The organism is Streptomyces sp. NPDC054047 (assembly GCF_055585065.1).
In genome coordinates this window covers 1,231,109-1,250,192 of the sequence record NZ_JBVJKV010000001.1, presented here as the reverse complement: position 1 = coordinate 1,250,192, position 19,084 = coordinate 1,231,109, and the positions used below count along the sequence as shown (strand labels likewise).

Here is a 19,084-nt window from a genome sequence, read left to right as displayed (position 1 = left end):
GGAGAGGGAGCGACGCGGCTTCCACCCTTGCGAGGAGGGGTCCCCTTGTTGGAGATCAGCGTGGAGAACGGTGCATCGCGGGCGTCGTTGAGCACGGCACGGCACCTGCCGACCCCGGACCACAGCGCACCACCACAGCAGGGCGTCCGGCCCACCGAGCCCCCCGGCTTCTGCGACCTCGTCACCGTCCCGGCCCGCCAGGGCCTGGAGGCGGTCGACATCCTGCGCCGCGGGGCGGGCGACGCCGTCGGCCCCGTCCTGCACGACAACGGCTGCGACACCCTCGGCTTCCTGGTGCCGCCCGGCACCGCCGATGCCTGGGATCTGCCGGGCAGCGCGTGTACGCAGACCTTCCGCCGCGGCTCCCGCCCGCACACCGAGCCGGAGCCCCCGCCGCCCCCGGTCGCGGGCACCGGCTGGCTGCTGCCCCCCGACGAGGCCGATCCGGTCACCGACCCCGCCGTTCTGCGCGCGGCACTCGGCCAGGCGGCCCGCACGATCGAGGCCGCCGACAACTGCCGCTGAGCCCGCGGTGGGGCAGTACTCCAAGGTCATCGGGCCGCGCCGTCCCCGTGCGCCGATAATGGTCCGATGGCAAGGAACAGGCGGTCCCGGGAAGAGGCGCAAGCCGTCGTCGAGAAGGTGGACGGCGGGCTCGCCGAGCTGATGCCCGACCGGGACAGGGCGCGCGCGTGGACGCTGCTCGTGGACGGCGCCCCGCAGTCCCACGTCGACCTCGACGACCCGGCGTATCTCGACTTCGAGTACCAGCGCAGGCTCGGCCACGTCGCCGACCTGGTCGCGCCGGCCGGCAAGCCGGTCCAGGCCCTGCACCTCGGCGGCGGCGCCTTCACCCTCGCCCGCTACATAGCCGCGACCCGGCCACGCTCCACCCAGCAGGTCATCGAGCGCGACACCGCGCTCATCCAACTCGTGCGCCGCGAGCTGCCGCTGGACCCGCAGGCGCGGGTGCGCGTGCGCGGCACCGACGCCCGCGAGGGGCTCGCGAAGATCGCGGACGGCTGGGCCGACCTCGTCATCGCCGATGTCTTCAGCGGCGCCCGCACCCCCGCCCACCTCACCAGCGCCGAGTTCCTCGGCGACGTACGCAGGGTCCTGAAGCCCGGTGGTCTCTACGCGGCGAACCTCGCCGACGGGCCGCCGCTCGCGCATCTGCGCGGCCAGCTCGCCACCGCCGCCACGCTCTTCCCGGAGCTCGCCCTCATCGCCGACCCGGCGGTGCTGCGCGGCAAGCGCTTCGGCAACGCGGTGCTCGTCGGCTCGGACGTGCCGTTGCCGATCGCCGAGCTGACCCGGCGCAGCGCGGGCGACTCGCATCCGGCGCGGGTCGAGCACGGCAGGGCGCTCATCGACTTCAGCGGGGGAGCGGCGGCGGTCACGGACGCGAGCGCGGTGGCATCGCCCGCGCCGCCGCCCTCGGTGTTCCGCTGAGGACGTGCCTGTACCGCCCGGTCAGTACTCGTTGATCTCGACGGCGGGCGCGTGGTCGTGCCACGTGCAGAACACCGAGACCTTCTCGGCGCCCGACGTGAACTCCACGCGAATCCAGGTGTCCTGCTTCCACACCTGCACCGACCAGCCGGCCGCCGGGGTCGCCGAGACCAGCGTCGCGGACTCCTTGCCGAGGTCGAAGACGACCCGGCCGCCGTCGGAGGAGTAGCTCTTCACGTTGCCGGGGGTGGAGGCGGGCGCCGAGGGGGTGCTCGGCTTGCTCGTCCTCGTCTTCGACGGCTTGCTCTCCGGGGGCTTCTGCGACTTCGAGGGCTTGTCCGTCTTCGACGGCGAGGGGGTCGGCGTCGGGTCGGGGCGGTGCGTGGAGGACGAGAGCGGCTCCGCGCGGTCGCCGTCGGCGGCCAGCGGAACGGCGCGCGGCGGGTCGTAGGCGGTGCCCGCCATGACCGTGTGGACACCCCACCAGGAGAGCGTGACCGCCGCGCCCGTGGCGAGCGACCAAGCCATTGCGTGTATGAGTCCTCTGCGCATCGCGAGCCATACTGCACCACTGGCCCCGCCGGTGTCGCCGGTCTCCCAGGAGGACCGGGCTCACTCATATGGCGTACGGTGCCGCCCATGGCAAGTGTGCTCGTCGTCGAGGATGACCAGTTCGTACGCTCCGCTCTCATCCGGCATCTGACCGAGGCATCGCACACCGTGCGCAGCGTCGGCACCGCCCTCGAGGCGCTGCGCGAAGTGGCCCATTTCCGTTTCGACGTGGTGATCCTGGACCTCGGTCTGCCCGATCTGGACGGATCCGAGGCATTGAAGATGCTGCGCGGGATCACCGACGTACCCGTGATCATCGCCACCGCGCGTGACGACGAGACCGAGATCGTCAGGCTCCTGAACGACGGCGCCGACGACTACCTCACCAAGCCCTTCTCCGTCGAGCACCTCTCCGCCCGGATGGCCGCCGTGCTGCGCCGCTCGCGCGTATCGGCGGGCGAGGCGCCGCCGAGCCGGGAGATACGGGTCGGCGGGCTCGCCATCGACCCGCTGCGCCGCCAGGCGGAGCTGGACGGGGCGCGGCTCGATCTGACCCGGCGCGAGTTCGACCTGCTGGCCTTCCTCGCCGGGCGCCCCGGTGTCGTCGTACCCCGCAAGGAGCTGCTCGCCGAGGTGTGGCAGCAGAGTTACGGGGACGACCAGACCATCGACGTGCATCTGTCGTGGCTGCGCAGGAAGTTGGGCGAGACGGCCGCGCGGCCGCGCTACCTGCACACGCTGCGGGGTGTCGGCGTCAAGCTGGAGCCACCGCTGTGAGGTGGGCACTGGTCAAGGTGTGCCTGGCCGTCACGACGATGGTCGTGGTCGCCTTCGCGGTACCGCTCGGGCTCGTCATCCAGGAGATGGCGCGGGACAGGGCCTTCTCGAACGCCGAGCGGCACGCCGCAGGCATGGGCCCCACGCTCTCCATCACCACCGACCGCGACCAGCTGACGCGGGCCGTCGCCACGTCCGAGGCGGGCGGCGAGGGGCGGATGGCGGTGTACGTACCGGCCATCGACAAGGCGCCCGCCCTGGAGATCGGCGACCGGCGGGCCGACGAGCACGCGGTGGAGACCACGCGCAAGGAGGGCCGGGCGCGGACGGCGACGGTCGACGGCGGCTTCGCGCTGCTCCAGCCGACGGCGCTGAGCTCCGGCCAGATCGCCGTGGTCGAGATCTTCGTGCCCGAGGGCGCGGTCAGCAACGGCGTGACCACGGCGTGGCTGGTGCTCGCCGGGGTCGGCGTCGCGCTGATCATCGGGTCCGTGGCGGTGGCGGACCGGCTCGGCGTACGCATGGTGCAGCCCGCCAAGCGCCTCGTGGGCGCGGCGCAGTCCCTCGGTGAGGGGAAGCTGGGCGCGCGGGTGCCGGCGGAGGGGCCGACGGAGCTGCGCCTGGCCGCGGTGGCGTTCAATTCCATGGCCGACCAGGTGGTCCAACTCCTGGCGAACGAACGAGAGTTGGCGGCCGACCTGTCGCACCGCCTGCGCACTCCGCTGACGGTCCTTCGCCTCAACGCGGCGTCGCTGGGGGACGGTCCGGCGGCCGAGCAGACCCGCATCGCGGTGGAGAAGCTGGAGCGCGAGGTCGACACGATCATCCGCACCGCCCGCGACGCCAAGCCGCAGACCGCGGCGGTCGGCCCCGGCGCGGGCTGCGACGCCTCCGAGGTGATCCAGGAACGCATGGCCTTCTGGTCGGCGCTCGCGGAGGACGAGGGGCGCGAGGTGCGGGTCGCGGGGGTGGAGCGGCCGGTGTGGATTCCGGTGGCGCGGCCCGAACTGGTCGCCTCCCTGGACGCGTTGCTGGGCAACGTCTTCCGGCACACGCGGGAGGGGACGGCGTTCGCGGTGGACGTGCACAGCGGCGAGGACGCGGTGATCGTCCTCGTCTCGGACTCGGGCGACGGCATCGCCGATCCCGAGGCCGCGCTGGCGCGGGGCGCGGGCTCGGGGGCCGACGGGTCCACGGGGCTCGGCCTGGACATCGTGCGGCAGCTGGCGGAGTCCACGGGCGGCGACGTCCGCATCGGGCGTTCCGTGCTCGGCGGCACGGAGGTCCGCATCTGGATCCAGCTGGACGGCCGCCGGCCCGTGGCCGGGGGCCGTGGGCACGGAGGGTCCGTACGCCGCCGCAAGCGGGCGACCGCGGGTTGACCTGCGGGTGGCCGGAGAGCTCCGCGTCCCATACCCGAGGCCGACCTTTAACCGGTCCCGATCGCTCCCTTAAGCCCGCCCTAAGATCCAGTGCAGAGCCCCAATTGCCCGCGATGTCGCGCCCTCGCGGGGCTAACGTGCTGCACGCACCCCCACCCCCCGCACAGCTAAGGCAGGCACGCGATGAGCAGCACGCATCGGCGCACGGTGAGCACCACGTCCAAGGTCATGGGAGGGCTCGCGGCCGCCGCCCTCGTCGGGGGCGGAGCCTTCGCCTTCTCCGGGACGGCCCTGGCGACCAAGGCTCCCGCCGAGGACACCGCCAAGGCCGCCGACAGCGCCAAGTTCGCTCCGTTCGTGGACACTTCGCTCGCCCCCGCGTACGACCTCGTCGACACCGCCGAGAAGACCGGCGTCAAGGAGTTCACCCTCGCCTTCATCACCTCCGGCGGCAGCTGCGAGCCCCTGTGGGGCGGCACCACCGGGCTCGACGACGACAAGGTCGCCTCGCAGATCGGGGACCTGCGGGCCAAGGGCGGCGACGTACGCGTGTCCTTCGGCGGCGCGGCGGGCTCGGAGCTGGGCCTCAAGTGCGACAGCGCCGACGCGCTGGCCAAGGCGTACAGCAAGGTCATAGACAAGTACGAGCTGACGAAGGTCGACTTCGACATCGAGGGCGCCGCGCTGCCCGACACCGCCGCCAACACCCGCCGCGCGCAGGCCATCGCGCAGCTGCAGAAGGACCACGAGGGCCTGGACGTCTCGTTCACGCTGCCCGTCATGCCCGAGGGCCTGACCCAGCCGGGCGTCGACCTCGTCGCCGACGCCAAGAAGAACGGCGTGAAGGTCTCCGCCGTCAACATCATGGCGATGGACTACGGACCGTCCTACAGCGGCGACATGGGCCAGTACGCCATCGACGCGGCGACCGCCACGCAGAAGCAGATCAAGGGCGCGCTCGACCTGTCCGACGAGGCCGCCTGGAAGGCCGTCGCGGTCACCCCGATGATCGGCGTGAACGACGTCACCACCGAGATCTTCAAGGTCGACGACGCCACGCAGCTGGTGAAGTTCGCCGAGGAGAAGGGCATCGGCTGGCTCGCCATGTGGTCGTCGACCCGTGACAAGGCCTGTGAGGGCGGCGCCAACAACGGTGCGCAGCCGACCTGTTCCTCCATCGAGCAGGAGCCGCTCGCCTTCACCAAGGCATTCGCCGCCTACAAGTAGCACCTCAGCAGCTCCACCCCCTGACTGCCACCCCCCTACGGCGCCTCGACCGGCATCCCCCCACCCGGTCGGGGCGCCACTCGTGCTCAGGCCTTGCTCGCCTGCCACTCCGACGCGTAGTCGTTGAAGATCGCCCGCAGGTGATGGCCGATCTTCAGGTAGTCGAGGTCGTCCAGGTTGGCCAGCGACACCCGCACCGACCACTCGGGGCCCTCGAATCCGCCCCCGTTCAGGAGCACCACATGCGTCTGCTCGGCGAGACGGAACAGTGGGTCGACCGGCTCGTAGTTCTTCTCCAGGAAGTCGGCGAAGTCCTTGCCGTGGACGCGTTCGGCCTCGGCCAGCAGATCGAGCTCGATGTAGTAGCCGGCCCGCTTGGGGTCGTCCGAGATCTTCATCTCGGCGCCCTCCAGGAGGAGTTGCAGCCGCTGCCGCACGATCGCGCGGATTCGTAGCTTGTACGCCTGCCCCTCCTCCAACATGTCGAAGAGGGAGAACAGGACCATCACCATCTGCTGGGGGAGCGAGAGCCCCGAGGTGTGGTTCAGCGCCACCTGGCGTGAGTCGGCGACGAGCCGGTCGATGAACCTGATCTTCTCCGGTTCCAGGGTCAGCGTCCCGTACCGCTTGGCGAGCCGGTCCTTCTCGGCCTGCGGCAGCGCCGCGATCAGCTCGTCGATGACGTTGTCGTCGTGCAGTCCGATGACGCCGAGCCGCCAGCCGGTGGCGCCGTAGTGCTTGGAGTACGAGTAGACGAGCAGCGTGTTGCGCGGCAGGTCGGCGGCGATCGAGCGGAAGCCCTCGACGAACGTGCCGTACACGTCGTCCGTCACGATCAGCAGGTTCGGGTTCGACGTGGCGACGATCTGCTTGATCTGGTCCGCGACCCGCTGACTGAGCGCGAGCGAGGGCGGGTTGGACGGATTGACCAGGCACACCATCTTGATGTCGGGGTCCGCGAGCTTCGCCACCTCCTCCTCGGGGTAGCGCCACTCCCGCACGCCCGCCTCGGCGAACTTGCTGGCCTGGACGTACGTCACGTCGAACTCGTACGTGTCGAGCTCGGGGATCTCGATGTACGGCGTGAACACCGGCACCATCAGGGCGATCTTGTCGCCCTTGTGCAGGATGCCGTTCTTCATGAGCGAGTCGAAGATGTAGCACATCGCGGCCGTGCCGCCCTCGGTGGCGAAGAGCGAGAGGTTGTCGGACGGCGGCTTCTTGTCGAACATCTCGTCGGCGATGTACCCGCGCACGATCTGCTCGGCGTGCTTCAGCATCCGGTCCGGGACCGGGTAGTTGTCGCCCACCGAGCTGTCCGTCAGCTCGTGGACGAAGTCGTCCCGGTCGAAGCCGAAGCGCTCGACGGCGTACTCGACGCACTTCTGGAGCAGCTCGATGCCGGGCAGGTCCGGGTGCCGGCGTACGAAGGTGTCGAAGCGGTCGCCCGATCCCGCCTTCTCCGGCATGCCGCCCAGGTCGTCGGCGGTCCAGACGCGGCGGGACTCGGAGAGGGCGAAGTAGCCGAGCGCGTAGAAGGCCTCGCGGGGACCGGTGGCGATCCAGTTCGGGTTGCCGCGGCCCGCGTTGAGCATCTGCGGGATGGACTTCTCCTTCTGGCCCGGCTTGTCGGCCTGCACCGCCTGGGCGATCTGGATGAACTTGTCCTTCAGCTCGAAGGGGCTGAGCTGGGCGAACGACTGGATTTCCTCGCGGGTGAAGGTGGTCTTGGGCACGGCTCGTTCCTCACATGCGGACGGGATCGACGGGATCAGTGGTGGAGCAGGACGATGACGGCGCCCCAGATGGTCAGGAGCACGTTGCCGACGGCGTACGGAATCGTGTAGCCGAGCGTCGGGATCTGGGACCTGGACGTTTCGTTGATCGCGCCGATCGCCGCGGTGGTCGTCTGGCCGCCCGCGAGGACCCCCATCAGGATCGGGAAGCGGATCTTCTGGACGTAGTGCCCGAAGAGGAAGCCGACGATCAGCGGGATCACCGTGGCGATCGCGCCGAACAGCAGGAGGCCCCAGCCCGCGGTCGACAGACCGGAGGTGAAGCTCGGCCCGGCGTTGATGCCGACGACCGCGACGAAGAGGCAGAGCCCGAGCGTGTCCATGAACCACTGGGCGCCGGGCGGGACGTTCCCGTACGTCGGGTACTTGCCGCGGATCCACCCGAAGACCAGGCCCATGATGAGCGCGCCGCCGGACGTGGAGAGCGAGATGGGCACGCCGCCCGCGGTGAGTGCCGGGATGCCGATGCAGCCGCCGAGGAAGATGCCAAGGCCCACCCAGATCATGTCGGTGGCGAAGGACGTCGGCACGGGTTTGCCGATCTCCTTGCCCGCCGGGTCCACCAGGCGTTTGGGGCCGGTGAGGATCAGGGTGTCGCCGCGCTCCAGCTTCGTGGAGAGGCGGTAGGGGAACTCGGAGCCGGAGCGGTACAGCTTGTCGACGTAGACGCCGACCATGAACGGCTCCTGCCGCAGGTCACCGATCGTCCGGCCGAGCTGGGCCTTCTCGGAGGCCACGACGTGCAGCGACTCGGTCTGGTAGCCGAGGAGTTCGACGTCGTCGGTCTCGGCGCCGATGTGCGTACGGGGATCGAACTCGACGAGCGAGCCGCGCAGCGCGCTCAGCGCGACGACATCGCCCTCGCGCAGCGCGGTCCGCTGGTCGTGGTCGAGGATGTCCCCCTCTCTGCGTACGCGCGTGATGTAGACCCGGCGGCCCAGCTCGCGCTGCTGGTTCTCGAAGTCCTCGATGGTGCGGCCGGCGAGGTCGGGGCGCTGGATGGTGTAGGCGCGCAGGACGACCTCGTAGTAGCCCTCGGCCAGGTCGGGGTTGTCGCCCGGTGCGTCCAACTCCGCTGCCAGGGCCGCTGATTCGGCCGCGAGATCACGGCGGTAGAGCCGGGGCAGGACGTTGGCCAGCAGCATCGCGCACAGGATCGTGCCGAGCGGATAGGTCACGGCGTACCCGATGGCGACCAGGTTCGACTCGCTCTTGACCTGCGCGGAGCTGAGCCCCGGCAGGTTGGAGATCGCGTCGCCCGCGACACCGATGACGGCGGACTGGGTGAGCGCCCCGCCGAGCAGTCCCGCCGAGAGCCCGGGACCGTAGCCGAGCATCGCGGCGAAGCCCCAGCAGACGAGCAGGCCGGTCACGCAGACCACGACCGCGTTGAGCACCTGCGGAAGGCCGTCCTTCTTCAGGCCGCGGAAGAACTGTGGGCCGACCTTGTAGCCGAGGGCGAAGAGGAACATCGTGAAGAAGAGGTTCTTCACCGTTCCGTCGATCTCGACCTTGAACTGCGCCCCGAGCAGCAGCCCCGCGATGAGACAGCCGGTGACCGCGCCGAGTCCGATGGCCCGATAGCGCACCTTCCCGAAGAGGAAGCCGATCGCGACGGTGATGAAGACGAGCAGCTCGGGGTGGGGCTGGAAGATGTTCCGGTTGAGGAAGTCGATCATTCTCTACGCTCCGGACGCGCCGCTCAGGCGCCGAGTACGCCGACGAGGATCGGCCCGGTCAGAGGGAGCAGGAAGTTCGAGAGGGCGTACGTGATCGTGTAGCCGAGCAGCGGGACCGAGCTCTGGGCCACCTGGGTGACGGAGGTGATCGCCGGGGTCGAACACTGCTGGCCCGCGATGGCGCCGATGAGGAGCGGTTTCTCGATCTTCAGGAGCTTGCGGCCGACGACGAGCGAGATCGTCGCGGGCACGAGGACCATCGCGATCCCGGCGAACGGAAGCAGCACCCCGTACTCCTTGAGCAGCGGCCAGGCCTGCGGCCCCGAGACGAGCCCCGTGCAGGCGATGAAGATCGCCAGACCCATGTCCTTGAGGGTGTTGGCGGCCTGCGGCGGGAACGCCCCGAAGGTCTGCTTGCGGGAGCGGAACCACCCGAAGAGCAGCCCGGAGATCAGACAGCCGCCGCCCGTGCCGAGCGACATGGGCACGTCGCCGAAGTGCACGACGACCTGCCCGAGCAGGGAACCCGCCGCGATGCCCAGACCCAGGTAGATGAAGTCGGTGGCGTCGTTCTTGACGACCGCGCCGATCCTCGCGACCAGCTTGTTCAGGCCGGAGCGCGCGCCCACCAGGGTGAGCACGTCACCGCGGCGCACGGTGGTGCTCCCGGCCGCGGGCAGATGCTGATCACCGCGCAGTACGTCGGTGACGTACACGCCGTCCTTGACGAACTCGGGATGGGCGCGCTCCAGCTCGTCCACGCTCAGGCCGTCCGACGCCTTCTCGGTGACGGCGACCTGGGCGGTGGCCAGCGGGGTGTCGACGCCGGGGATGCCGGGGGTCTCGGGGCCGATCAGGCGTCCGGCCTCGATGGTGTTGGCCCGCTGCCCGACCACCAGGACCAGGTCGGAGAGGGTCAGGGCGAGACCGGGGGAGGGCGTCAGGGCCTTGCTGCCGCGTTTGACGGCCTCGACGGTGGCGCGCCCGCCGACCTCGGCCTCCAGATCGCCGACCGTGCGGCCGTCCGCGTCGGTCACCAGGAAGGTGCGGCCGACCATGCCGGGCAGCGCCGCGCGCTCGTCGGACTCCAGGCCGCCGCCCGCGCCGCGCATCTTCTCCCACAGCTCGCGCGAGGCGTCCCGCAGGTTGATGCGCAGCATCATCGGCATGATCTGGCTGGTGTAGAGCACGATGGTGATCAGGCCGAAGAGGTAGCAGACCGTGTACGCGGTGGCGACGTGCCCCTGGTACTGGGTGATCTGGTCCGGGGTGAGCCCGTCGAGCTTGCCGATGGCCTCGGTCGCCGTACCGACGACGGCCGACTCGGTGGCCGCGCCCGCCAGGATGCCCGACGCGGTGCCGACGTCCAGGTCGAAGGCCTTGGCGAGGCCGAGGGCGATGCCCAGGACGCAGACGAGCTCGATCCCGCAGAGCGCGAAGAAGCGCAGGCTCTCGCGGTTGAGGTTGGAGAAGAACTGCGGGCCCGCGAGATAGCCGAGGGCGAAGATGAACAGCGCGAAGAAGATCGTCTTGACGTCGTCGGAGACGACGACCTTGGCCCAGGCGCCGAGCAGCAGCGAGACGATCAAGGTGCCGCAGATGCCGCCGAGCGTGATGGGGCCGACGCGCACCTTGCCCACGAGGTAGCCCAGGGCGAGGCAGATGAACAGCGCGAACTCGGGGTGGTCACGGAGTACGCCCACCGGCGCTCACCGCGCCTGATCTATTGCGATATGTGGCATATGGGCAACTTAAGGAGCCGAGTGGCGGGGTGCCACTCGGCTCCTCGGGGGTACGGCAGGGGCGGGTCAGCTCACGGCACCCCCGCGCGGCAGCTCACCGGCGGCCGCGACCGCCGCGTACCAGTGGGCGCTGGACTTGGGGACGCGGGCCTGCGTCTCGTAGTCGACGTAGACCGCGCCGAAGCGCTTGCCGTAGCCGTACGACCATTCGAAGTTGTCCATGAGGGACCAGAGGTAGTAGCCCCGGACGTCGGCACCGTCCGTGATGGCCCGGCGCACGGCGGCCAAGTGTCCGTGCAGGTAGGCGATGCGCTCCGGGTCGTGGACGCGGCCGTCCGCGTCGGGCTTGTCGTCGTAGGCCGCGCCGTTCTCGGTGACGTACAGCGGCAGGCCCGGCGCCTCCCGGGAGTAGCGCATGATCAGCTCGTGCAGCCCCGTCGGGTCGATCGTCCAGCCCATCTCGGTGCGGTCGCCCGGCGTCTGGTGGAAGGCCACGTCGTCGGACCCGGGCCACGGGGAGTGCTCGCTGGCGCCGTGCCCGTCGTTGCGCGGGTTGCCCGCGTCGTCCTGCGCGGCCGAGACGAGGGCGGGCGTGTAGTAGTTCAGGCCGAGCGCGTCCAGCGGCTGGTGCGCGGCGGCCAGGTCGCCGTCGTGCACGAAGGACCAGTCGGTGATCCGGGCGGTGTCGGTGAGCAGGTCCGCCGGATAGGCGCCGTGCAGCATCGGCCCGTGGAAGACGCCGTTGGCGAGGTTGTCGATGCGGCGGCGGGCGTCCATGTCCTCGGGGCTGTCCGAAACCGCCCTGACCACCGAGGAGTTGAGGCTCACCGCCACGCGGGCGCGGGCGGGCAGAGCGGCCCGCAGCGCCTGCGTGCCCAGGCCGTGCGCGAGGTTGAGGTGGTGCGCGGCCTGCAGGGCCGCCGCCGGATCGGTGCGGCCGGGGGCGTGCACGCCCGAGCCGTAGCCCAAAAAGGCGCTGCACCACGGTTCGTTGAGCGTGATCCAGGACTCGACGCGGTCACCGAGCGCCTCGGCGACGAAGCCCGCGTACTCGGCGAACCGGTAGGCGGTCTCCCGCGCCGGCCAGCCGCCCGCGTCCTCCAGCTCCTGCGGCAGGTCCCAGTGGTAGAGGGTCAGGGCGGGCTTGATGCCCTTGCCGAGCAGTTCGTCGACCAGCCGCCGGTAGAAGTCGAGCCCGCGCTGGACGGCGGGGCCACGTCCGGTGGGCTGCACCCGTGACCAGGAGACGGAGAAGCGGTAGGCGTTCAGACCGAGGTCCGCCATGAGCGCCACGTCGTCGCGGTAGCGGTGGTAGTGCTCGACGGCCACGTCACCGGTGTCCCCGTCGGCGGTCCTGCCGGGCGTGTGGCTGAAGGTGTCCCAGATGGAGGGGGTGCGGCCGTCTTCGCGTACGGCGCCCTCGATCTGGTACGCGGAGGTGGCCGCGCCCCAGAGGAAGTCGGCCGGAAAGGCGAGGGATTCAGGCATGGAAGCGCTCCCATGGAAGGGGGAAGAGGAAAAGGAAGAGAGAGGGAGAGGGGCGGGTCGCCAGGGCCGGCGGAGTGGCGGCGGCCCGGCCCTGGCGGGAGAGGGGCACGTACGGCAGGGGGAGAGAAGCGCGCCCTCAGCCCTTGACGGCGCCCTGCATGATGCCGCTCACGATCTGCTTGCCGAAGAGGATGAACGCCAGGAGCAGCGGCAGCGTGCCGAGCAGGGCGCCCGCCATGATCACCGCCCGGTCGGGGATGTAGCCCGTGCCGAGCGAGTTGAGCGCCACCTGCACGGTGGGGTTCGACTGGTTGAGCGCGATGATCGGCCAGAGGAAGTCGTTCCAGGCCATGACGAACGTCAGCAGGCCGAGGACCGCCATTGCGGGCCGCGCCGCGGGGAACACCACGTGCCAGATGATCCGCAGGCTGCTCGCACCGTCCATCCGAGCCGCCTCGATGAGCTCGCTCGGCAGCGCCTGCAGCAGGTACTGCCGCATGAAGAACACCCCGAAGGCGCTCACGAACGTCGGCAGGATCACCGCCTGGAGCTGATTGGTCCACTGCAGGTCGGCGATCCACAGGTAGAGCGGTACGACACTCAGCTGCGGCGGCACCATCATCGTGCCGATGGTCAGCAGGAGCAGCAGACCGCTGAACTTGAACTTCAGCTTGGCGAAGGCGAATCCGGCGATCGTGGAGAACAGGACGGTGCCGATGGTGATGCTGCCCGCCACGATCGTGGTGTTGAGCATCGCGTCGCCCAGGCTCGCCTCCGTCCAGGCCCGCTCCAGGTTCTTGAAGAGGTTCCCGCCGAACCACAGGGGCGGCGGTGTCTGGGCGAGCCGCCCGCTCGTGCGCGACGCCGCGATCGCCGTCCAGATCAGCGGCGCCAGCGAGACGGCCGTGAACAGGGTGAGGACGAGGTAGGTCACGGGCCCCGCGTGCATCGTGCGACCGGCCTTCAGACCCAGCGGGCGGCCTGTCTTCGGGCTCTTGACGAGGTCTGCCTTCGGGCCTGTGGCGAGGTCGGTCGTCGGGCCCATGGTGCCGGACTTCATTGGGCCTTCCTCAGACGTCGGGCGATCAGCAGATTGACCGCGGCGATGAGCAGCAGGATCACGAGCATCAGCCAGGCGACGGCCGAGGCCCGGCCCAGGTGGCCGTTGATCCAGCCCTGGTCGTACAGATAGAGACCCAGCGTCTGGAACTGGTGGTCGGCGCCGCCCTTGGATCCGGACGTGCCGCCGAACAGCAGCGGCTCACCGAAGAGCTGGGTCGCCCCGATGGTGGAGACGACCACCGTGAACAGGATCGTCGGCCGCAGCATCGGGATGGTCACGTGCCGGAACTGCTGCCAGCGCGAAGCGCCGTCCAGCGATGCCGACTCGTACAGGTCGTGCGGCACGGCCTGCATCGCCGCCAGATAGATCAGCGCGTTGTAACCGGTCCACCGCCAGATGACGATCGAGGACACCGCGAACTGCGAACCCCACGACGATTCACGCCAGTTGACGGGGTCGATGCCGACGGAGCCGATGATCCAGTTGACCATGCCGCCGTCCCAGGCGAACAGCAGCGTGAAGACCAGTGAGGCGCTCGCCACCGACGTGGCGTACGGAGCGAGCATCGCGACGCGCCACAGGGTGGAGCCGCGCAGTTTGTAGTTGAGCAGGTGCGCGATGCCGAGGGCGACGGCGAGCTGGGGGACGGTGGAGATGATGCCGATGGTGAAGGTGTTGCCGAGCGCGTTCCAGAAGTAGTCGCTCTGCAGCAGGTTGGTGTAGTTCTCCAGGCCCAGCCACGTGCTGTCGTCGAGGTTGGTCAGCTCCAGGCGGTGCAGCGACGCCCAGCCGGTGTAGAGCAGCGGGAAGAGGCCGAAGGCGCCGAAGAAGAGGAAGAACGGGGCGACGAAGACGTACGGCGACGCCTTTATGTCCCAGCGGTACAGGCGGCTGCGCCACGAGGACGTGGGGGAGGCCTTGCGGCTCCCGGACGCGGCCGGGGCCGCGTCCCCCTCACCGGGGGACGCGGTCTCGGCGTACTCAGCGGTCTCGGACATGCGCGTCACTGTCCCAGAACATCCTTGATCTCCTCCTGAGCGGCCTTCCAGCCCTCCGCCGGAGACTTGCCCTGTTGCTCCACCTGGAGCACACCGATGTCCGTGATGGACTGGCCGATCTGGGCGTCCTTGACGCCGTAGACGGCCGCGGGGGTGTTCTTCGCGATACCGGCGAAGGTCTCCGTGATGGGCGCGTCGTTGAAGTACGCCTTCGTCTCGGCCGACGGCTTCAGCGAGTCGTAGACCGACGGGGTGGACGGGAAGCTGGCCTGCTTGGCGAAGACCTTCGCGAGCTGCTCGGGCTGGGTCAGCCAGACGGCGAGCTCGGTCGCCTCCTTCTTGTGCTTGCCCGCGCTCGGCACGCCCAGGAACGTTCCTCCCCAGTTGCCGTCCGTGGGCGCCTTGGCCATGTCCCACTGGCCCTTGCCCTCCGGGCCCGTCTTCTCCTGGATGTAGCCGGCCATCCACGCGGGGCAGGCCACGGTGGCGAACTTGGCGTTGGCGAAGCCCTGGTCCCACGTCGGGTCGAACTGCTTGAGCTTGGAGGACATGTCGCCCTGCGCGACCTTCATCGCCGCGTCCCAGGCGTCCTTGCGGCCCTGGCTGTCCTCGTAGATCTCCTTGCCGCCCTTGTCGTAGTACCGCTCTTTCGCACCGGCGAAGACGGCGTTGTAGACACTGGAGGCGGAGTCCACGAACTTGGTGCCCTTGGGCGCCTTCTCCATGTACTTCTTGCCGAGCTCGACGTACTTGTCCCAGTCGCCGGCCCAGGCCTTGGCGAGCTCCTCGCGGTCGGTGGGCAGACCGGCCTTCTCGAAGAGGTCCTTGCGGTAACACAGCGCCGTCGGGCCGATGTCGACGCCGAGGCCGACCGTCTTGCCGTCCTCGGTCGTGGCCTGCTTCCACTTCCAGTCGAGGTACGTGGCCTTGTCCACGCCCTCGGCCTTGCTCAGGTCCTCGAACTTGGCGCCCTGGGTCTGCACGACCTCGGTGATGTTGCTGACCTCTATGGCCGCGACGTCGTTCACTCCGGCGCCGGACTGGAGCTGGGTGAGGAGCTTGGGGTAGTAGGCGTCGTTCCGCTCGATGACGTTCTCTTTGATCTTGATGTTCGGGTGCGACTTCTCGTACTCGTCGTAGAGACCTGCCTGCTTCAGGCCCAGCACACCGAACGTGCCGACATTGAGCGTGACCTTGCCGTCGCCGCCCTCCGAGCCGCTCTCGTCGTCGCTGGAACAACCGGCCAGCAGGCTTGTGGCCAGCGCGGTCACGGCCGCGAAGGCCACCAGCCGTCCGGGCCGGCGGGAACTCGTGCGCATTGTGTCCTCCTGTTGCCTGACGTGCCGACCCCCCGGCCAACTGCACTGCTTGCCCCGTTGATTGACGCTTCGGCGCGGGTGGGGAACGTGCGGGATGTGTACGTGTCAGGTAGTGTGGGAGCGCTCCCACAGGTGATGAGTTGAAGAGTCGTGGCTGGGAGCGGGGGTGTCAAGGGACCGGACAGCGAGATATGTCTTCAGTTATCGGGCTGTTACTCGGACTGCCGCGAGGGCGCTCGGGTGTCCGGCCCATCCGCCCGGCAATGATCAGGCTGTTACATTCCTCTACATTCCTCGCCGGGGGAAGTGCGACGGGAGGCGGACAATGGCAGCTCACGGTGCGCGTAGCCGCAGTGGCGGGCGACCGACCCTGGAGGAGGTCGCCGCAAGGGCAGGGGTGGGCCGCGGGACGGTCTCCCGGGTGATCAACGGATCACCGCGGGTGAGCGAGGCGACCCGGACGGCGGTCGAGGCCGCCGTCGCGGAGCTCGGTTACGTCCCGAACACGGCGGCCCGTGCCCTCGCCGCCAACCGCACGGACGCCATCGCCCTGGTCGTGCCCGAGCCGGAGACCCGCTTCTTCGCCGAGCCGTACTTCTCCGACGTCCTGCGCGGTGTCGGGGCGGAGCTCGGCGAGACGGAGATGCAGCTCCTGCTGATCTTCGCGGGGAACGACCGCAGGCGTCAGCGCCTGGCCCAGTACCTCGCGGCCCACCGGGTCGACGGGGTCCTCCTGGTCTCGGTCCACGCCGACGACCCGCTGCCCGACCTCCTGACCCAGCTGGAGATCCCCGCGGTGATCAGCGGCCGCCGCTCGGCCGACGAGGCGCTGCCCTCGGTCGACTCCGACAACTTCGCCGGGGCGCACTCGGCGGTGGAGCACCTCCTGGCGCGCGGACGCACGTCCATAGCCACCATCACCGGCCGCCTGGACGTCTACGGCGCCCAGCGCCGCCTGGACGGCTACCGCGCGGCCCTGTCGGACGCGGGCCGCCCGGTGGACGAGCGGCTGATCGCGCCGGGCGACTTCACGGAGGAGGGCGGCCGCCGGGCGATGGCGGAGCTGCTCGAGGCCTGCCCCGGCGTGGACGCGGTGTTCGCGGGCTCGGACGTGATGGCCGCCGGCGCCCGTCAGGTCCTGCGGGAGGCCGGGCGGCGCATACCGGACGACGTGGCCCTGGTCGGCTTCGACGACTCGGCGATCGCCCGCCACATGGACCCGCCGCTGACGAGCGTGCGCCAGCCGATCGAGGAGATGGGCCGGGCCATGATCGACCTGCTGCTCGCCGAGATCGCGGACGACCGCCCGGCGTCCGCCCGCCGCCTGGAGCACCGCCAATTGGTACTGCCGACGGAACTGGTGGAGCGGGCTTCGTCCTGAGCCCCCGGCCGGCCGGGGAACGGGCCCCGGACATGAAGAAGGCCCGGTCCGCTTCCGCGGACCGGGCCTTCTTCATTCAGGGTGAGTGACGGGACTTGAACCCGCGGCCACCTGGACCACAACCAGGTGCTCTACCAACTGAGCTACACCCACCATGTCCGGTCGTTTTTCTTTCTTCCGACCGGCCGAGAAAAAGTGTACAGGGTCCGAAGGGGTGCTCGCGCACGCGTTTTCCGGACCCCGTACAGAGGGGTTCCGCGGAGGCTACTCCGCAGGCAGCACGTACTTGGCCGCGATGGTTTTCGCGGTGTCCGAGTCCGGTCCCGGCTGCGGCACGAAGACCGCCTCGCGGTAGTAGCGCAGCTCGGCGATGGACTCGCGGATGTCGGCAAGCGCCCGGTGGTTGCCGTTCTTGTCCGGGCTGTTGAAGTACGCCCGGGGGTACCACCGCCGGGCGAGTTCCTTGATGGAGGAGACGTCGACGATGCGGTAGTGGAGAAACTCCTCCAGCGTCCGCATGTCGCGCAGCAGGAAGCCACGGTCGGTGCCGACCGAGTTCCCGCAGAGCGGAGCCTTGCGGGGCTCCTTGACGTGCTCACGTACGTACGCCAGGACCTGCTCCTCGGCGTCGGCCAGCGTCGTGCCCGAGGCCAGCTCGTCGAGGAGCCCCGAGGTGGTGTGCATTTTGCGCACCACCTCGGGCATGGTCTCCAGCGCCGCGTCCGGCGGGCGGATCACGATGTCCACACCTTCGCCGAGCACGTTCAGTTCCGAGTCGGTGACCAGTGCGGCCACCTCGATAAGTGCGTCATCCGTCAACGAGAGCCCGGTCATCTCGCAGTCGATCCACACCATGCGATCGTTCATGCGTCTTACCCTACGGCGCACTCCTCTGGCCGGGCAGTGGCGGACGGCCTGGCGCGTACACATCCGAGTTCGGCTTCCCCGGATCCGCGGAGAGCGACGCCGAGGGGCCGAAGGCGCTCGCGGCCGCCGTGCGCCGCGTCTGCGACGGCACGGGTCCGCTCTCCGTGTTCACCGTCTGCGGGGCGGAAGCGGGCGCCGGGGATTCCAGCATGGCCCGCTCACCCCCCTGCGGCCTGCGGGCGCGGTAAGCGGCCCGGTAGGCGGCGGGCGAGGAGCCCAGCTGACGGCGGAAGTGGCCGCGCAGGGCCACGGGCGAGCGGAAGCCGCAGCGGCCCGCGACCTCGTCGACGGAGTAGTCGGAGGTCTCGAGCAGCCGCTGTGCCTGCAGTACGCGCTGAGTGATCAGCCACTGCAGGGGAGCGCTCCCGGTGAGCGAGCGGAACCTGCGGTCGAAGGTGCGCCTGCTCATGTACGCGCGCGCGGCCAGGGTCTCCACGTCGAACTGCTCGTGGAGATGTTCCAGGGCCCAGGCGACGACCTCGGCGAGCGGGTCGGCGCCGATCTCCTCAGGTAAAGACCTGTCGAGATAGCGCTCCTGGCCGCCGGCCCTGCGCGGAGGCACGACGAGCCTGCGGGCGAGCGCGCCCGCCGCTTCGTTGCCGTGGTCCGTGCGCACGATGTGCAGGCACAGATCAATTCCGGCCGCGGTCCCCGCGCTCGTGAGCACGTCTCCGTCGTCGACGAAGAGCTCACGCGGGTCCACATGGACGGACGGATATCGCTTGGCCAGCGTCGGTGCGTACATCCAGTGCGTGGTCGCCGGACGGCCGTCGAGCAGGCCGGCCGCGGCGAGTACGAACGCCCCGGTGCACAGCCCCACGATGCGGGCGCCCTCTTCGTGCGCGCGGCGCAGCGCGTCGAGTGCTTCCGGTGGCGGCGGTGACGTGATCGACCGCCAGGCCGGCACCACGACGGTGCCCGCACGCCCTATGGCCTCCAGGCCATGCGGCGCGGTGAGTTCGAGCCCCCCGGTCGTACGCAGCGGACCATCTTCGCCGGCGCACACCAGCAACCGGTATCGGGGGACCCCGGCGTCCTGCCGGTCGATCCCGAAAACGGAGAGTGGTATGGAACTCTCGAAGATGGGGCCACCGCTGAACAGCAGCACCGCGACAATCTCCCTGCGGCGGCGTCCGGAAAGCTTCCGCGACGCGGCTTCTTGCACGGCAGTGGAGTCGTGGCTCATGGTGCTAAGCCCCCCTCGGTCGTCGCGGCTCCCTGTTCTTGGCCTGGTCTGTTTTCTCTGTGTTCTCTGCGGTCTCTGTGTTCCCGGCGCTCTTGGCGTTCCTGTCGGACCTGTC

The 19,084-nt window shown here is 69.8% G+C and carries 15 protein-coding genes, 1 tRNA gene and 1 pseudogene; 6 read left to right on the top strand and 11 right to left on the bottom strand.

Annotated features, from left to right (window positions below; all coding sequences use genetic code 11):
- The first annotated feature begins 48 nt into the window (after window positions 1–48).
- Window positions 49–525: a hypothetical protein gene (locus ACZ6ZP_RS05605; protein ID WP_383822692.1), complete on the top strand. Its 477-nt coding sequence runs from the start codon at window positions 49–51 to the stop codon at window positions 523–525.
- A 66-nt stretch (window positions 526–591) separates the two neighbouring features.
- Window positions 592–1,452, top strand: coding sequence for a spermidine synthase (locus ACZ6ZP_RS05600; RefSeq protein WP_351164668.1), 861 nt, complete (start codon window positions 592–594; stop codon window positions 1,450–1,452).
- A gap of 21 nt (window positions 1,453–1,473) precedes the next feature.
- Here the strand turns inward: ACZ6ZP_RS05600 and ACZ6ZP_RS05595 are convergent, their stop codons facing one another.
- Window positions 1,474–2,004 carry a hypothetical protein gene (locus tag ACZ6ZP_RS05595; RefSeq protein ID WP_351164667.1) on the bottom strand — a complete coding sequence of 177 codons (531 nt, stop codon included), beginning with the start codon at window positions 2,002–2,004 and terminating at the stop codon, window positions 1,474–1,476.
- Window positions 2,005–2,091: 87 nt separating this feature from the next.
- Here ACZ6ZP_RS05595 and ACZ6ZP_RS05590 point away from each other — a divergent pair, with 87 nt between their 5' ends.
- The 3 genes and pseudogenes from ACZ6ZP_RS05590 to ACZ6ZP_RS05580 form a co-directional block, all read left to right on the top strand.
- Entirely contained in the window at window positions 2,092–2,781 is a 690-nt protein-coding gene (locus ACZ6ZP_RS05590) for a response regulator transcription factor (protein WP_351164666.1), read from the top strand.
- The gene (locus ACZ6ZP_RS05585) at window positions 2,778–4,163 is read left to right on the top strand and encodes a sensor histidine kinase (protein WP_361470616.1); all 1,386 of its coding nucleotides are present in this window, start codon (window positions 2,778–2,780) and stop codon (window positions 4,161–4,163) included. Before ACZ6ZP_RS05590 ends, ACZ6ZP_RS05585 begins: the two co-directional genes overlap by 4 nt.
- A 274-nt stretch (window positions 4,164–4,437) precedes the next feature.
- Window positions 4,438–5,390, top strand: a pseudogene (locus ACZ6ZP_RS05580) (chitinase); the annotation flags it as partial.
- Between the two features lie 86 nt (window positions 5,391–5,476).
- On the opposite strand, the gene ACZ6ZP_RS05575 reads toward ACZ6ZP_RS05580, so the two are convergent.
- The 7 genes from ACZ6ZP_RS05575 to ACZ6ZP_RS05545 form a co-directional block, all read right to left on the bottom strand.
- Entirely contained in the window at window positions 5,477–7,126 is a 1,650-nt protein-coding gene (locus ACZ6ZP_RS05575; RefSeq protein WP_383822505.1) for a bifunctional aspartate transaminase/aspartate 4-decarboxylase, read from the bottom strand.
- 35 nt (window positions 7,127–7,161) lie between these two features.
- A complete protein-coding gene (aspT, locus tag ACZ6ZP_RS05570; RefSeq protein ID WP_351164662.1) occupies window positions 7,162–8,865 on the bottom strand; it encodes an aspartate-alanine antiporter in 1,704 nt (567 codons plus the stop codon).
- A 23-nt stretch (window positions 8,866–8,888) separates the two neighbouring features.
- Complete coding sequence (aspT, locus tag ACZ6ZP_RS05565) at window positions 8,889–10,568, bottom strand: aspartate-alanine antiporter (RefSeq protein WP_351164661.1); 1,680 nt, start codon at window positions 10,566–10,568, stop codon at window positions 8,889–8,891.
- A gap of 105 nt (window positions 10,569–10,673) precedes the next feature.
- Window positions 10,674–12,095, bottom strand: coding sequence for a GH1 family beta-glucosidase (locus ACZ6ZP_RS05560; RefSeq protein ID WP_469405627.1), 1,422 nt, complete (start codon window positions 12,093–12,095; stop codon window positions 10,674–10,676).
- Between the two features lie 136 nt (window positions 12,096–12,231).
- Window positions 12,232–13,155, bottom strand: coding sequence for a carbohydrate ABC transporter permease (locus tag ACZ6ZP_RS05555; RefSeq protein WP_383822511.1), 924 nt, complete (start codon window positions 13,153–13,155; stop codon window positions 12,232–12,234).
- Window positions 13,152–14,156, bottom strand: a complete 1,005-nt coding sequence (locus ACZ6ZP_RS05550) for a carbohydrate ABC transporter permease (RefSeq protein WP_351164659.1) — start codon at window positions 14,154–14,156, stop codon at window positions 13,152–13,154. The genes ACZ6ZP_RS05555 and ACZ6ZP_RS05550 overlap by 4 nt, the downstream gene beginning before the upstream one ends.
- 5 nt (window positions 14,157–14,161) lie before the next feature.
- On the bottom strand, window positions 14,162–15,475 hold the full coding sequence (locus tag ACZ6ZP_RS05545) for an ABC transporter substrate-binding protein (RefSeq protein ID WP_366461979.1): 1,314 nt from the start codon (window positions 15,473–15,475) through the stop codon (window positions 14,162–14,164).
- Between the two features lie 325 nt (window positions 15,476–15,800).
- Here ACZ6ZP_RS05545 and ACZ6ZP_RS05540 point away from each other — a divergent pair, with 325 nt between their 5' ends.
- Window positions 15,801–16,856, top strand: a complete 1,056-nt coding sequence (locus ACZ6ZP_RS05540) for a LacI family DNA-binding transcriptional regulator (protein ID WP_383822514.1) — start codon at window positions 15,801–15,803, stop codon at window positions 16,854–16,856.
- Window positions 16,857–16,936: 80 nt separating this feature from the next.
- On the opposite strand, the gene ACZ6ZP_RS05535 is transcribed toward ACZ6ZP_RS05540, so the two are convergent.
- From ACZ6ZP_RS05535 to ACZ6ZP_RS05525, 3 genes are all read right to left on the bottom strand, one after another.
- A tRNA-His gene (locus ACZ6ZP_RS05535) sits at window positions 16,937–17,009 on the bottom strand.
- 111 nt (window positions 17,010–17,120) lie between these two features.
- The gene (gene orn, locus ACZ6ZP_RS05530; protein ID WP_249589784.1) at window positions 17,121–17,723 is read right to left on the bottom strand and encodes an oligoribonuclease; all 603 of its coding nucleotides are present in this window, start codon (window positions 17,721–17,723) and stop codon (window positions 17,121–17,123) included.
- Between the two features lie 10 nt (window positions 17,724–17,733).
- Entirely contained in the window at window positions 17,734–18,969 is a 1,236-nt protein-coding gene (locus tag ACZ6ZP_RS05525) for a GlxA family transcriptional regulator (protein WP_383822517.1), read from the bottom strand.
- Window positions 18,970–19,084 lie beyond the last annotated feature (115 nt).